Here is a 13,276-nt window from a genome sequence, read left to right as displayed (position 1 = left end):
GTTATTCCTGCCTGGTTTCGATTCGATTGAAAAGCATCCGAATAACCATGCAATGCAAAGTGTTCGGGTAATTTAAAGCTGTTTTGTAACTTAAGTTTACACGATGGCCTTTCTAAACTAAGCCACCCGTAAACGGATTTCGAGTGTTTCCCATGCCTGCCTCCCGTCGCTTCCCGTTGTTGCTCATTGGCGCTTTCCTGGCCTTGTACCTGGTCTGGGGCTCCACCTACCTGTTCATTCGCATAGGCGTCGAGAGCTGGCCACCGATGCTCATGGCCGGGGTGCGCTTCCTGATTGCCGGGGGCCTGCTGTATGGCTTCTTGCGCTGGCGCGGTGTGCCGGCACCGACCTGGCCGCAGTGGCGGGCTGCGGGGGCGATCGGTTTCCTGCTGCTCAGCTGTGGTAACGGCGGCGTGACCGTGGCCGAGCATGCCGGTGTGGCCTCTGGCGTCGCTGCGCTGGCGGTGGCGACGGTGCCGCTGTTCACGTTGCTGTTCGGCCTGCTGTTCGGGCACCGCAATTCGAAGCTGGAGTGGGCGGGGATCGCCCTCGGGTTGGTGGGTATCGGCCTGCTGAACCTGGGCTCCAACCTTCAGGCAAGCCCGATTGGCGCGGCGCTGATCATCTTTGCGGCGGCGTCGTGGGCGTTCGGCTCGGTGTGGAGCAAGACCTTGCCGCTGCCCCAGGGGCCCATGGCCAGCGCCGCGGAAATGCTCGTTGGTGGCGCTGTGTTGCTGCTCGGCAGCGCGCTGTCTGGCGAGCGCATGACGCAGATGCCGACCGCTGCCGGCTGGGGGGCACTGGCCTACCTGGTGTTCTTCGGTTCGATCCTGGCGTTCAGTGCCTACATGTACTTGCTCAAGCACGTGCGCCCCGCAGCTGCCACCAGCTATGCCTACGTCAACCCGGCGGTGGCCGTGCTGCTGGGCATCGTCTTTGCCGGTGAGCAGATTGGTGCCGAAGAATGTGTGGCCATGGCGGTGATCATCGGCGCGGTGGTGCTGATCGGCCTGCCGCAGTGGCGCAAGGCACCTGAGCCGTCGCAGCCGTTGAAAGGCGAAATCTGCAAGTAGGCAGGGGTGATGCGGTAAACTTGCCGCCTTCGCTGAACCCCCTGACGGTATTGCCATGAATTTCGCCAAACTCGGCCTGATCGAACCGCTGCTGCGCACCCTGCAGCAACTGGACTACACCACCCCGACCCCGGTGCAGGCCAAGGCCATCCCCGCTGTGCTGGCCGGCCGCGACCTGATGGCCGCGGCCCAGACCGGCACCGGCAAGACCGCGGGCTTTGCCCTGCCTGTGCTGCAGCGCCTGGCGCTGGAAGGCGAAAAGGTGGCCAGCAACTCGATCCGCGCGCTGGTGCTGGTGCCCACTCGTGAGTTGGCCGAGCAGGTGCACAACAATGTGCGCGAGTATGCCGAGAACCTGCCGCTGAGCACCTACGCGGTGTATGGCGGGGTCAGCATCAACCCGCAGATGATGCGCCTGCGCCGTGGCGTCGACCTGCTGGTGGCCACCCCGGGGCGCTTGCTCGACCTGTTCCGGCAGAACGCCGTGAAGTTCAACCAGGTGCAGACCCTGGTGCTGGACGAAGCCGACCGCATGCTCGACCTGGGCTTTGCCGAAGAGCTGCAGTCGGTGTACGCCGCGCTGCCACGCAAGCGCCAGACGTTGCTGTTCTCCGCCACTTTTTCCGACCAGATCCGCATGCTGGCGGGGCTAGCCCTGAACGACCCGCTGAGCATCGAAGTCAGCCCGCGCAATGCCACGGCCACCAGCGTCAAGCAGTGGCTGGTGCCTGTGGATAAAAAACGCAAGGTCGACCTGTTCTGCCACCTGCTGCGCAAGCAGCGCTGGAAGCAGGTGCTGGTGTTCGCCAAGACCCGTAATGGCGTCGATCAACTGGTGGAGCGCTTGCTGGCCGAGGGTGTGAATGCCGACGGTATCCACGGTGACCGCCCGCAGGCCACTCGCCAGCGCGCGCTGGACAGCTTCAAGGCCCGCGAAATCCAGGTGCTGGTGGCGACCGATGTGGCGGCCCGCGGCCTGGATATCGATGACTTGCCGCTGGTGGTCAACCTTGACCTGCCGATCGTTGCTGAGGATTACGTGCACCGCATCGGGCGTACCGGGCGGGCGGGCAACAAGGGCGAGGCTATCTCGCTGGTGTGTGCCGATGAAGTGCAGCTGCTGGCGGCGATCGAAGTGCTGACGCGGCAGACCCTGCCGCGTCATGAAGAGCCGGACTTCATCCCTGACCACCGGGTGCCGATGACCGACGCCAGTGGCCAGGTGATCAAGAAGCCGAAGAAGCCCAAGAAGCCGAAGGAAAACAGCGCCAAGCGCGGCTTGGGGCGCTGGATGGACAGCGCTGAATCAGGCAGTGCGGAGCCGGCGGTGAAGGCAGTGCGCAAGGTGCCGAGCTTCAATGGTGGGGCGCGCAAGCGTAAGCCGTAGATTTGCAGTGTACGCGGACTCTGTGGGAGCGGGTTTACCCGCGAAGAATGCGACTCGGTGCATGGCACGGGCTTCGCCCGTGTTCGCGGGTAAACCCGCTCCCACAGGGGACAGTGTCAACCTTTGGATTTAAGCCAATCCGCCGCCGCCCGCCCGGCGCGCAAGCCGCTGGCAAAGCACGCTGTCAGCAGATACCCCCCAGTCGGCGCCTCCCAGTCCAGCATCTCGCCTGCACAGAACACCCCCGGCATGCCCTTGACCATCAAGCCTTCATCCAGCCCCTCGAAACGCACCCCACCCGCGCTGCTGATCGCTTCATCCAGCGGCCGCGTGCGCACCAGCGTGATCGGCAATGCCTTGATCGCCCTCGCCAAGGCCCCAGGATCGGCAAAGGTCGCCTGATCGGTCAGCTCGCGCAGCAGCGCAGCCTTGACCCCATCGATACCCAGCTGGCTGTGCAGGTGCTTGGCCATGGAGCGCGAACCCCGTGGTTTGGCCAGCGCCTGGGCAATCTTGTCCACAGGCTTGTCCGGCAACAGGTCGAGCAGCAACACCCCGTGGCCCTCACGGTTGATGGCCTCGCGCACCGGCGCTGACCATGCATACACCAGGCTGCCTTCCACACCCTGCGCGGTGAGGATGAACTCGCCCTTGCGCGGCACGCTGCCAGGAACGCTAAGGGCAATGTTCTTCAACGGCGCACCGGCGAACTTGTCCTTGAGCAGCGGGCTCCAGCCTGCCACTTCAAAACCACAGTTGCTGGGCTGCAAGGGCGAGATATCCACAGCCCGTTCGGCGAGCAGCGGCTGCCAACTACCGTCCGAGCCTAGTCGCGCCCAGCTGCCGCCACCCAGCGCCAGCACCACCACGGCGGCCTTCACCAGCCTCTCGCCTTGTGGATAAGCAATCCGCAATGCACCTTCGGCATTCCAGCCCAGCCAGCGGTGACGGGTGTGGATAACTACTCCGTTGTCGCGCAGTCGCTTGAGCCAGGCGCGCAGCAGTGGCGCGGCTTTCATGTCGGTGGGGAACACCCGGCCCGAGGTGCCGACGAAGGTTTCGATGCCCAGGCCGTGAATCCACTGGCGCAAGGCGTCGGCATCGAAGTCGTGCAGCAGCGCGGCGATTTCGCCCTGGCGCTCGGCATACCGGCTGACGAACGCCGGGTAGGGCTCGGAATGGGTGATGTTCATGCCACCGACACCCGCCAGCAGGAACTTGCGACCCACCGAAGGCATGGCATCGAACACCTCGACCGCCAGGCCCGCCTGGGCCAGTGCTTCGGCGGCCATCAGGCCGGCTGGGCCGCCGCCGATGACGACTGCGAGGGGAGGGGAGGCGGGGCTCAGATCAGGCATGGTGGGAAGCAGGCTGTGGAAAAGAGGCGCATTCTAGCGCAGCGCGGCCTGTGGAAGCACTGCTCAAAAAATGATCAGAGCTTTGCAGGCCTTGCCTGTAAAGGGCTGCAGCGCCTTTCCCGCAGGTTATCCACAAGCGGTTCCACAGTCATTGTGAACAACCGATTACGCGTGCCGCACTGTGATGAAGGATGCCATGGCGCCTGGCCAGGGCTGCGCGGTCCTTGCTGTAGCCACCGCCGATCACGCCCACCACCGGGATGTCGCGGCCCAGGCAGTGGCGCAGCACCGCTTCGTCACGGGCGGCAACGCCTGCATCGGTCAGTTGCAGATAGCCCAGGGCGTCGTCCTTGTGCACATCGACCCCGGCGTCGTACAGCACCAGGTCGGGTCGATAGAGTGGCAGCAGGTAGTTGAGGGCGTCGTCCACCACCTTCAGGTAGGCCATGTCGCCCATGCCACGGGGCAGGGGGATGTCCCAATCGCTTTGCGCCTTGCGCGCCGGGAAGTTCTGTTCGCAGTGCAGCGACACGGTGATGGCGTCTGGTGTGTCGTGCAGGATGCGCGCGGTGCCGTCACCCTGATGCACATCGCAGTCGAAGATCAGCACCCGGTGTACCCGGCCAGCCTCCAGCAGGTAGCGGCTGATCACGGCCAGGTCGTTGAAGATGCAGAAGCCGGCAGGATGGTCGTAATGGGCGTGGTGGGTGCCGCCGGCAAGGTGGCAGGCGATGCCTTGCTGCAGCGCCATCTCGGCGCTCAGCAGCGAGCCGCCTACGGCGCGCACGGTACGCCGGGCCAGGGCCTCGCTCCAGGGCAGGCCGAGGCGGCGCTGGTCCTCGCGTGACAGGTCACCGTTCATGTAGCGCTCGATGTAGCTGCGGTCGTGGGCCAGGGCGAGGATGTCGTTGGGGCAGATGTCCGGGCGCAGCAGGGCTTGGTCGGTGGTCAGCCCGCTGTCGATCAAGTGGTCGTGCAGCAGGCGGAACTTGTCCATGGGGAAGCGGTGTTCGGCAGGGAACTCCGGGCTGTAGTCTTCGTGGTAGATCAGCGGCAACGGCATGGGTGGGGTCGCAATCGGGGCCAGTGCTGATCTTGCCATGGCTGGAGACTGCTGTGGGAGAACCTGCCAGGCATCAATCTCCTGGCCAGCACCGGCCTTTGTAGGAGCGGCCTCGCGTCGCGAAAGGGCTGCGCAGCAGCCCCGGGGTATCAGCGCAAATGCACAAATTGCCGGGCCTGCTACGCAGCCCTTTCGCGACGCAAGGCCGCTCCTACAGGGCGTGTATGCCACGAGGGGCGTTATTTCGTGGTACTGGCCAGCACCCGTTGCCAGTCCGGCTCGTTCAGGCGGCCGAGGATGCGTGTTTTGCCATTGCCATCCACCGAAACGAACAGCGCACTGGCATAGCCGCTCTCACGCTCACCCCCCGCAACTTTCTGCTGGCGGGCAAAATGGTCGATGCAGCCGTTGTGGGTCACCAGTACCAGGTTATGCCCCGGTCGTTTGTGTGCCAGCGCTTCGCTGGCGAACTGGCTGTCACAGCTTTCCAGCCAGCCCTCACTGGCCACCGCCTGGCCAAGGATGAAATGCGCGGTTTGCCGTGTGCGCAGTTTCGGGCTGCTGAGCATATCGGCGTTGTTAAGGCCCAACTGGTGCATCCCTTGGCCAACACGCCCGGCAGCCTGGCTGCCGGCCACCGTTATGCCGGTGGGGTCGTCCAGGCACGGGCCGGGGGCGCTGTCGCAGCGCTCGGCGTGGCGGATCATCACGATCACCGCACCGTCGGCCCAGTCCTGCAGCAGGCCGCTGTCACTCAATTGCCGTTCGTTGCCAAGGTCCACGATATGCGTCCTCGTCGCCAGCCAGGTGCTCAACGCCGCCACGACCATGCACAGGCCAAGGGCGGCACCGAGGGCTTTGCGGGTCAGGCGTCGCTTGCGCCGGGCGTGGATGGTAGGGTGTCCAAGGGTGTTGCTCGATAGCATGCGTTGCTCCGTTGGCATGGTCGCGGCTGGCGCGGCGGTGTTGGCTGGCATCCTGCCAACTGGCCTGTCGGGCGGCGGTGAAGGGCGTGTGAAAATTGCATTCGGGCGCGCCGGTTGGGTGAAACCTGCACCCGCGCCTACGCTGTAAACTGCAAGACGGTAAAACCGGAGCACGCCCGATGACCCCTATCCTGCAACTGGAAAGCGCGCGGCTGGTACTGCGCCAATGGCACGACGACGACCTGCGCGAGTTCGCCGCCCTGTGTGCCGACCCGCAGGTGATGCGCTACTTCCCGGCGCCGCTGACACGCCTGGAGGCAGCCGCGCTGATCGGCCGCGTGCGCGGGCATTTCAATGAGTACGGCTTTGGTCTGTGGGCTCTGGAGCGCAAGGACAGTGGTGCCTTCATCGGCATGACCGGGTTGCTGCACGTGGGCTTCGATGCCGATTTTGCGCCGGCGGTGGAGATCGGCTGGCGCCTGGCACGCCGCCACTGGGGCCTGGGTTTCGCCAGCGAGGCGGCGTGGACATGCCTGCGCTGTGCTTTCGCCCAATTGCGCCTGGAGGAAGTGGTGTCGTTCACTAGCGAGAGCAACCTGCCCTCGCAGAAGGTCATGCAGGCCATCGGTATGCAGCAGGACCTGAATGGCAGTTTCGAACACCCGCGCCTGCCCGTGGGCCATCCGCTGCGCCCGCATGTGCTGTACCGCATCGACCGCGCTCACTGGGAGCGTACCCTGCGCGCCTGAATGCATGGCAATGCCCGGCGCGAATGACAAACCCTGTATCATTTCCCTAATGGAGGGCGCTTGCCGCAAGATGTTCAGCGCCTATGAGATCGAGCGCCGCCTGGGCGGCGCATCGCGAGCAAGACTCGCTCCTACGGAGAACCCCCGATGAGTCATGTGTTGGACGACCTGGTCGACCTGTTGAGCCTCGAGTCCATCGAGGAGAACCTGTTCCGTGGACGCAGCCAGGACCTGGGCTTTCGCCAGCTTTACGGCGGGCAGGTACTGGGCCAATCGTTGTCGGCGGCCAGCCAGACGGTCGAGGATGCACGCCATGTGCATTCGTTGCACGGCTACTTCCTGCGCCCTGGCGATGCCAGCCTGCCGGTGGTGTATTCGGTGGACCGCGTGCGCGATGGTGGCAGCTTCAGCACCCGGCGGGTGACGGCTATTCAGAAGGGCCAGCCAATCTTCACCTGCAGCGCCTCGTTCCAGTACGACGAGGAAGGCTTCGAGCACCAGGCGCAGATGCCCGATGTGGTCGGCCCGGAGAACCTGCCCACTGAAGTCGAGCTGGCCCGGGCCATGGCTGACCAGTTGCCCGAGCGCATTCGCGACAAGGTGCTGTGCGCCAAGCCGATCGAGATTCGCCCGGTCACCGAGCGCGACCCATTCAACCCCCAGGCTGGCGACCCGGTGAAGTACGCCTGGTTCCGCGCCGACGGCAACCTGCCTGATATCCCCGCCCTGCACAAATACCTGCTGGCCTACGCCTCGGACTTCGGCCTGCTGACCACTTCGTTGCTGCCCCATGGCAAATCGGTGTGGCAGCGTGACATGCAGATCGCCAGCCTCGACCATTCGCTGTGGTTCCATGGCAACCTGCGTGCCGACGAGTGGCTGCTGTATGCCACCGACAGCCCCTGGGCGGGCAATGCCCGTGGCTTCTGCCGCGGCAGCATTTTCAACCAGGCCGGGCAACTGGTGGCGTCGTCGTGCCAGGAAGGCCTGATTCGCCACCGCAAGGACTGGGCATGAGCCTGGGCGAGGTGCGCAACTGGGTGTTCGACATGGACGGCACCCTGACCGTGGCCGTGCACGATTTTGCCGCCATCCGCGTAGCGCTGGATATCCCGGCCGAGCACGACATCCTCACCCACCTGGCAGCCTTGCCGGCGGACGAGGCGGCGGCCAAGCATGCCTGGCTGCTGGAGCACGAGCGTGACCTGGCGATTGCCTCCACGGCGGCCACCGGGGCGGTGGAACTGGTGCGCGAACTGGCCCAGCGTGGTTGCCGGCTGGGCATTCTGACCCGCAATGCCCGTGAGTTGGCGCATGTGACGCTGGAGGCCATCGGCCTGGCGGACTGCTTCCCGGTGGAGCACATTCTGGGGCGTGACGAAGCGGCGCCCAAGCCAAGCCCGGATGGGCTGCTGAAGATTGCCAATGCCTGGGGTGTGACACCGGGTGAGCTGGTGATGGTGGGGGATTACCGGTTTGATTTGGACTGTGGGCGTGCCGCAGGGGCGCGCACGGTGCTGGTGAACCTGCCGGACAATCCGTGGCCGGAACTGGTGGATTGGCATGCGGCCGATTGCCGGGCATTGAAGGTGATGCTGGGCTGAGTTTTTGTGTCGCCTGTGCGGGCCTCTTCGCGGGTAAACCCGCTCCCACAGGGACCGCGCCGAGCTCAAGTCCAGCACTCAACCTGTGGGAGCGGGTTCACCCGCGAAGAGGCCGGACCTGTCTATGCTGAACCCCAATCTATTCCCTGAACGGAGACCTACCCATGACCAGCAAGGCCATCTACGTAAAACCCGGCGGCGGCTACGACAAGGTCGAGGTCGGTACCAGCGAGGCTCTCGCACCCCAGGCCGGTGAAATCACCGTGCGCCTGCACGCCAGCTCTCTCAACTACCACGATTTCGCCGTTGTCAGCGGCATGTGGGGCCCGAGCGAGCGGCGCATCCCCATGGCCGATGGCGCTGGCGAAGTGGTCGCGGTGGGTAGCGGCGTCACCGAGTTCCAGGTCGGTGACAATGTGGTCAGTACCTTCTTCCCCGACTGGCTCGACGGCCAGGCAAATGTGGAAGGCTTCGCCAAGGTGCCCGGCGACGGTATCGATGGTTACGCCCGTGAACAGGTCACTGCTCGTGCCAGTGCCTTCACCTTGGCGCCCAAGGGCTTCAGCCATGCCGAAGCTTCCACTCTGACCACGGCCGGTCTCACGGCCTGGCGCGCGCTGATGTGCGACGACCACCTCAAACCCGGCGATACGGTGCTGGTGCAGGGCACCGGCGGTGTATCGATCTTCGCCCTGCAGTTTGCCAAGCTGGCCGGCGCGACGGTGATCGCTACCTCGTCCAGCGACGCCAAGCTGGAGCGCCTGAAGGCCCTGGGTGCCGACCACCTGATCAACTACAAGAGCACTCCGGCGTGGGGTGAGAAAGTGCGCGAGCTGACCGGCAACCGCGGCGTCGACCATGTGATCGAAGTGGGTGGCCCGGCGACGCTGGAGCAATCGATGATCGCCGCGCGCATTGGTGGGCATGTGTCGTTGATCGGCATCCTCACCGGCGTGGCCGGGCAGTTGCCGCTGGTGCAGGCGCTGGTGCGGCAGATACGCCTGCAAGGCGTGCTGGTGGGCAGCCGCGCCCAGCAGCAGGCGATGGTGCGGGCGATCGATGCCAACGGCCTGCGGCCGGTGGTGGACAAGCATTTCGAGCTGGAGCAGATCGTCGAGGCGTTCCGTTATCAGGAGAGCAACCGGCATTTCGGCAAGATCTGCCTGACCTGGTAATGGCTGGGGGCCGCGTAGCGGTCCCTAGTCCGGCAACAACCGGTCGCGGCTATTGGACAGGTGCAGGCACACCGCCGCCCGCGCCGCGTCCGGGTCCTGCCGGCGGATGGCATTGAGGATCGCATCATGCTCGAGGTTGGCCAGGTACGCCTGCCGCGCCAGCTTCGCCCCGCTGCGTTCGGCCAGAGCCATGCGGTTGCGCGGTATCAGGCCGTTGCCCAGCTGCAACAGCATTTCAGTGAAGTACAGGTTGCCAGTGGCCTCGGCAATCAGCAGGTGAAAGCGCCGGTCGGCCTCGATACAGCTGTCGCCGGCGGCGGCCAGGTCCTGGTAGTCATCCAGCGCCTGGCGCATGCGCCTCAGGTGCCCCTCGTCACGGCGTAGCGCGGCCAAGGCGGCGGCCTGGCCTTCGAGGCCGATGCGCAGCTCCAGCAGGTCGCGCACATTCGCCGCGCTTTCCGCAGCGATGCGCAGGCCGGCCTGGGCCTGGCGCTCCATCACGAACGTACCGATACCGTGGCGTGGCTCAACCAGCCCCGAGGCCTGCAATTTCGACAGGGCCTCGCGGACCACGGTGCGGCTGACCCCATGCTCGCGCACCAGGCTGTTTTCCGAGGGCAACTTGTCGCCTGGCTTGAAGGTACCCAGCAAGATCTGTTGGGTCAGGCTGGAGACCAGGTCATGGGCACGGCTGTGGCCGCGTTTGTGGGCTTGTTCGGTGGCCATGGTGTGATCCGATTGTTGTTGTGCTTGTGCGACAAGTTAATCGATATAAATATTTTTTGCCGATTTTTCCGGTGGTCAAGTCAGCGAGTAGTTTGTCTATTTTTGCAAGATGGACGCATATAGGCTTTGAGGTAGCTTGTATTTTGTGATTTTACCGATGTTGCTGATCTTGTCGTACAACTGCGCTGCGCATATGCTCCTCCCCACTGCCATGTCAGACAACCTCGACCCGCACAAAAACAATTAGTGGGAGATCCGCAAGTGAACGATACCCTCGCTCCGTCTGCCCGGAATGAAGGCGACGCCCTGGCCAGCGCCGTGGCCAAGGTCAAGCGCCACGTCCTGCCGCTGTTCGTCATCATGTTCATCGTCAACTACCTGGACCGCGTCAACATCGGCTTCGTCCGCCCCCATCTGGAAAGCGATCTGGGCATCAGCGCCGCGGCCTATGGCTTTGGCGCCGGCCTGTTCTTCATCGGCTACGCGCTGTTCGAAGTGCCCTCGAACATGCTGCTGCAGAAGGTCGGCGCACGGTTGTGGCTGACCCGCATCACGTTCACCTGGGGCCTGGTGGCCACGGCCATGGCCTTCGTGCAGAACGAAACCCAGTTCTACGTGCTGCGCTTTCTGCTGGGCGTTGCCGAAGCGGGCTTCTTCCCCGGTGTGATCTACTACTTCACCCGCTGGTTGCCGGCCGCCGAGCGTGGCAAGGCGATTGCCATCTTCCTCAGCGGCTCGGCATTGGCCTCGCTGATTTCCGGGCCATTGGCCGGTGCGCTGATGCAGATCCAGGGCTTGGGCATGCATGGCTGGCAATGGATGCTGTTCATCGAAGGCATGGCCTCGGTGACGCTGTGCTTCTTCGTGTTCTTCTGGCTCGACTCCAGGCCGCAGGACGCCAAGTGGCTGAGCCAGGCCGAGCAGGAAGCACTGGTGGGCGCCATCGATCGCGAGCAACTTGAGCGCGAAGCGGTCGGCGCGGTCAGGCCATCGGCCTGGAGCCTGCTCAAGGACCGCCAGATCCTGCTGTTCTGCCTGATCTACTTCTGCATCCAGCTGACCATCTACGCCGCCACCTTCTGGCTGCCGAGCATCATCAAGCGCATGGGTGACCTCAGCGACCTGCAGGTCGGCTTCTTCAACTCGATCCCGTGGCTGATCTCGATCCTGGCCATGTATGCCTTCGCCGCCGGCTCGGCGCGCTGGAAGTTCCAGCAGGCCTGGGTCGCAGGTGCGCTGGTGATCGCTGCCATCGGCATGTTCATGTCCACCACGGGTGGGCCGGTGTTCGCCTTTGTCGCGGTGTGCTTCGCGGCCATCGGTTTCAAGTCGGCATCGTCGCTGTTCTGGCCGATCCCGCAGGGCTACCTGGATGCCCGCATCGCCGCAGCTGTGATCGCGTTGATCAACTCGGTCGGTAACCTCGGCGGCTTCGTCGCCCCCACCACCTTCGGCCTGCTGGAGCAGCAGACCGGTTCGATCCAGGGCGGCCTGTACGGCCTGGCGGTGACCTCGGTGCTGGCAGCCATTGCCATCTTCTTCGTACGCACTCGCCCAAAGGGCGCCCCTTCCGATGACCTCAAGGCCCCTTCGGCCCTGGGTCAGAGCCATTGATGACTGCGAGACAACAACCATGAACATGCAGACCCTTCACACCAGCACCCCCGTGGTCACTGATCTGCGCGTGATCCCCGTCGCCGGGCACGACAGCATGCTGCTCAACCTTAGTGGTGCCCATGGCCCGTTCTTCACCCGTAACGTGGTGGTGCTGCGTGACAGCGCCGGCAATACCGGGTTGGGCGAGGTGCCGGGCGGCGAGAAGATCCGCCAGACACTGGAGGACGCCCGCAGCCTGGTGGTCGGCCAGCCGATCGGCCATTATCAGCGCGTGCTCAATGCCATGCGCCAGACCTTCGCCAACCGTGACTCGGCTGGTCGCGGCCTGCAGACCTTCGACCTGCGCATCACCGTGCATGCGGTGACGGCCATCGAGTCGGCGCTGCTCGACCTGCTCGGCCAGCACCTGAACGTGCCGATGGCGGCGCTGCTGGGCGAGGGGCAGCAGCGCGAGGCGGTGAAGATGCTCGGTTACCTGTTCTACATCGGCGACCGCCAGCAGACCGACCTGGCATACCGCAGCGAAGCCGATGCCGAGGACGACTGGTTCCGCCTGCGCCACGAAAAGGCCCTGACCCCGGACGCGGTGGTGCGTCTGGCCGAGGCCGCCAAGGCGCGCTATGGCTTCAGCGACTTCAAGCTCAAGGGCGGGGTGTTGCGCGGCGAGGAGGAGATGGAAGCGGTAACGGCGCTGGCCGAGCGCTTCCCCGAAGCCCGCATCACCCTCGACCCGAATGGTGCCTGGTCATTGAAGGAGGCCATTGCCCTGTGCCGCGACAAGCACGATGTGCTGGCCTATGCCGAAGACCCGTGCGGTGCCGAGAACGGCTACTCGGGCCGTGAGGTGATGGCCGAGTTCCGCCGCGCCACCGGCCTGCCCACCGCCACCAACATGATCGCTACCGACTGGCGGCAGATGGGCCATGCGATCCAGTTGCAATCGGTGGACATCCCGCTGGCCGACCCGCACTTCTGGACCTTGCAGGGTTCGGTACGGGTGGCGCAGATGTGCAACGACTGGGGGCTGACCTGGGGTTCGCATTCCAACAACCACTTAGATATCTCGCTGGCAATGTTCACCCAGGTGGCGGCTGCGGCGCCGGGGGAAATCACTGCGATCGACACCCACTGGATCTGGCAGGACGGCCAACGCCTGACCCGCGAACCACTGCGCATCGTCGACGGGCATGTGCACGTGCCGGCGCGGCCGGGGCTTGGGGTGGAGCTGGATGAAGACCAGTTGGCCAAGGCGCATGAGTGCTACCGCAACATGGGGTTGGGCGCGCGGGATGACAGCGTGGCAATGCAGTTCCTGATTCCGGGGTGGAGCTTCGATAACAAGCGGCCTTGCCTGGTGCGTTGAGGCTGCTGGCCTCTTCGCGGGCTTGCCCGCTCCCACAGGTACACCACAGGTTTGAGGGGCGTGGAGTACCTGTGGGAGCGGGCGAGCCCGCGAAAGGGCCAGTACAGCCAAAACACACCCAAATGAAAAACAAAAGCTCCAGACGGCCTGGTGACGGGATCGGGTATGCCATTCGCAACTTCTGACGTTAATGGGGATGCCCTGTCGTGATCGAACAGTTCCGGGGCGTTCTCGT

General features: G+C 64.6%; 12 protein-coding genes. 8 read left to right on the top strand and 4 right to left on the bottom strand.

Annotated elements, in window-relative coordinates; genetic code table 11:
• Positions 1 to 152 precede the first annotated feature (152 nt).
• Together yedA and MJ643_RS21380 are read left to right on the top strand one after the other, a co-directional pair.
• Positions 153 to 1,073 carry a drug/metabolite exporter YedA gene (gene yedA / locus MJ643_RS21385; RefSeq protein WP_013974321.1) on the top strand — a complete coding sequence of 307 codons (921 nt, stop codon included), beginning with the start codon at positions 153 to 155 and terminating at the stop codon, positions 1,071 to 1,073.
• Positions 1,074 to 1,128: 55 nt separating this feature from the next.
• A complete protein-coding gene (locus tag MJ643_RS21380; RefSeq protein WP_013974320.1) occupies positions 1,129 to 2,460 on the top strand; it encodes a DEAD/DEAH box helicase in 1,332 nt (443 codons plus the stop codon).
• Between the two features lie 116 nt (positions 2,461 to 2,576).
• Here MJ643_RS21380 and MJ643_RS21375 read toward each other — a convergent pair whose 3' ends face one another.
• The 3 genes from MJ643_RS21375 to MJ643_RS21365 all read right to left on the bottom strand — a co-directional run bounded on the left by MJ643_RS21375 (position 2,577) and on the right by MJ643_RS21365 (position 5,807).
• On the bottom strand, positions 2,577 to 3,818 hold the full coding sequence (locus MJ643_RS21375) for a TIGR03862 family flavoprotein (protein WP_023662019.1): 1,242 nt from the start codon (positions 3,816 to 3,818) through the stop codon (positions 2,577 to 2,579).
• 148 nt (positions 3,819 to 3,966) lie between these two features.
• Positions 3,967 to 4,881, bottom strand: a complete 915-nt coding sequence (locus MJ643_RS21370; RefSeq protein WP_013974318.1) for a histone deacetylase — start codon at positions 4,879 to 4,881, stop codon at positions 3,967 to 3,969.
• A gap of 239 nt (positions 4,882 to 5,120) precedes the next feature.
• On the bottom strand, positions 5,121 to 5,807 hold the full coding sequence (locus MJ643_RS21365) for a phosphohistidine phosphatase (protein ID WP_013974317.1): 687 nt from the start codon (positions 5,805 to 5,807) through the stop codon (positions 5,121 to 5,123).
• 179 nt (positions 5,808 to 5,986) lie between these two features.
• Between MJ643_RS21365 and MJ643_RS21360 the strand changes: the two genes are divergently transcribed.
• The 4 genes from MJ643_RS21360 to MJ643_RS21345 all read left to right on the top strand — a co-directional run bounded on the left by MJ643_RS21360 (position 5,987) and on the right by MJ643_RS21345 (position 9,335).
• Complete coding sequence (locus MJ643_RS21360) at positions 5,987 to 6,556, top strand: GNAT family N-acetyltransferase (RefSeq protein WP_013974316.1); 570 nt, start codon at positions 5,987 to 5,989, stop codon at positions 6,554 to 6,556.
• Between the two features lie 147 nt (positions 6,557 to 6,703).
• Positions 6,704 to 7,573 carry an acyl-CoA thioesterase II gene (gene tesB, locus MJ643_RS21355; protein WP_015271912.1) on the top strand — a complete coding sequence of 290 codons (870 nt, stop codon included), beginning with the start codon at positions 6,704 to 6,706 and terminating at the stop codon, positions 7,571 to 7,573.
• Positions 7,570 to 8,160 (top strand): HAD family hydrolase, encoded by a 591-nt coding sequence (locus MJ643_RS21350; protein WP_013974314.1) that lies wholly within the window; start codon positions 7,570 to 7,572, stop codon positions 8,158 to 8,160. The genes tesB and MJ643_RS21350 overlap by 4 nt, the downstream gene beginning before the upstream one ends.
• Before the next feature lie 164 nt (positions 8,161 to 8,324).
• A complete protein-coding gene (locus MJ643_RS21345) occupies positions 8,325 to 9,335 on the top strand; it encodes an NAD(P)-dependent alcohol dehydrogenase (RefSeq protein WP_013974313.1) in 1,011 nt (336 codons plus the stop codon).
• Positions 9,336 to 9,359: 24 nt separating this feature from the next.
• On the opposite strand, the gene MJ643_RS21340 is transcribed toward MJ643_RS21345, so the two are convergent.
• Positions 9,360 to 10,061 carry a FadR/GntR family transcriptional regulator gene (locus MJ643_RS21340; protein WP_013974312.1) on the bottom strand — a complete coding sequence of 234 codons (702 nt, stop codon included), beginning with the start codon at positions 10,059 to 10,061 and terminating at the stop codon, positions 9,360 to 9,362.
• 261 nt (positions 10,062 to 10,322) lie between these two features.
• Between MJ643_RS21340 and MJ643_RS21335 the strand changes: the two genes are divergently transcribed.
• Entirely contained in the window at positions 10,323 to 11,675 is a 1,353-nt protein-coding gene (locus MJ643_RS21335; protein ID WP_013974311.1) for an MFS transporter, read from the top strand.
• A 19-nt stretch (positions 11,676 to 11,694) separates the two neighbouring features.
• Positions 11,695 to 13,041, top strand: a complete 1,347-nt coding sequence (gene gudD / locus MJ643_RS21330; protein WP_047595844.1) for a glucarate dehydratase — start codon at positions 11,695 to 11,697, stop codon at positions 13,039 to 13,041.
• The last annotated feature ends 235 nt before the right edge of the window (positions 13,042 to 13,276 follow it).

It is taken from the genome of Pseudomonas sp. PNPG3 (assembly GCF_023093815.1).
In the GTDB taxonomy this organism is placed as follows: Bacteria; Pseudomonadota; Gammaproteobacteria; order Pseudomonadales; family Pseudomonadaceae; genus Aquipseudomonas; species Aquipseudomonas asiatica.
Note: the sequence above shows the minus strand (reverse complement) of the source record. Positions and strands in the feature narration are given on the sequence as shown.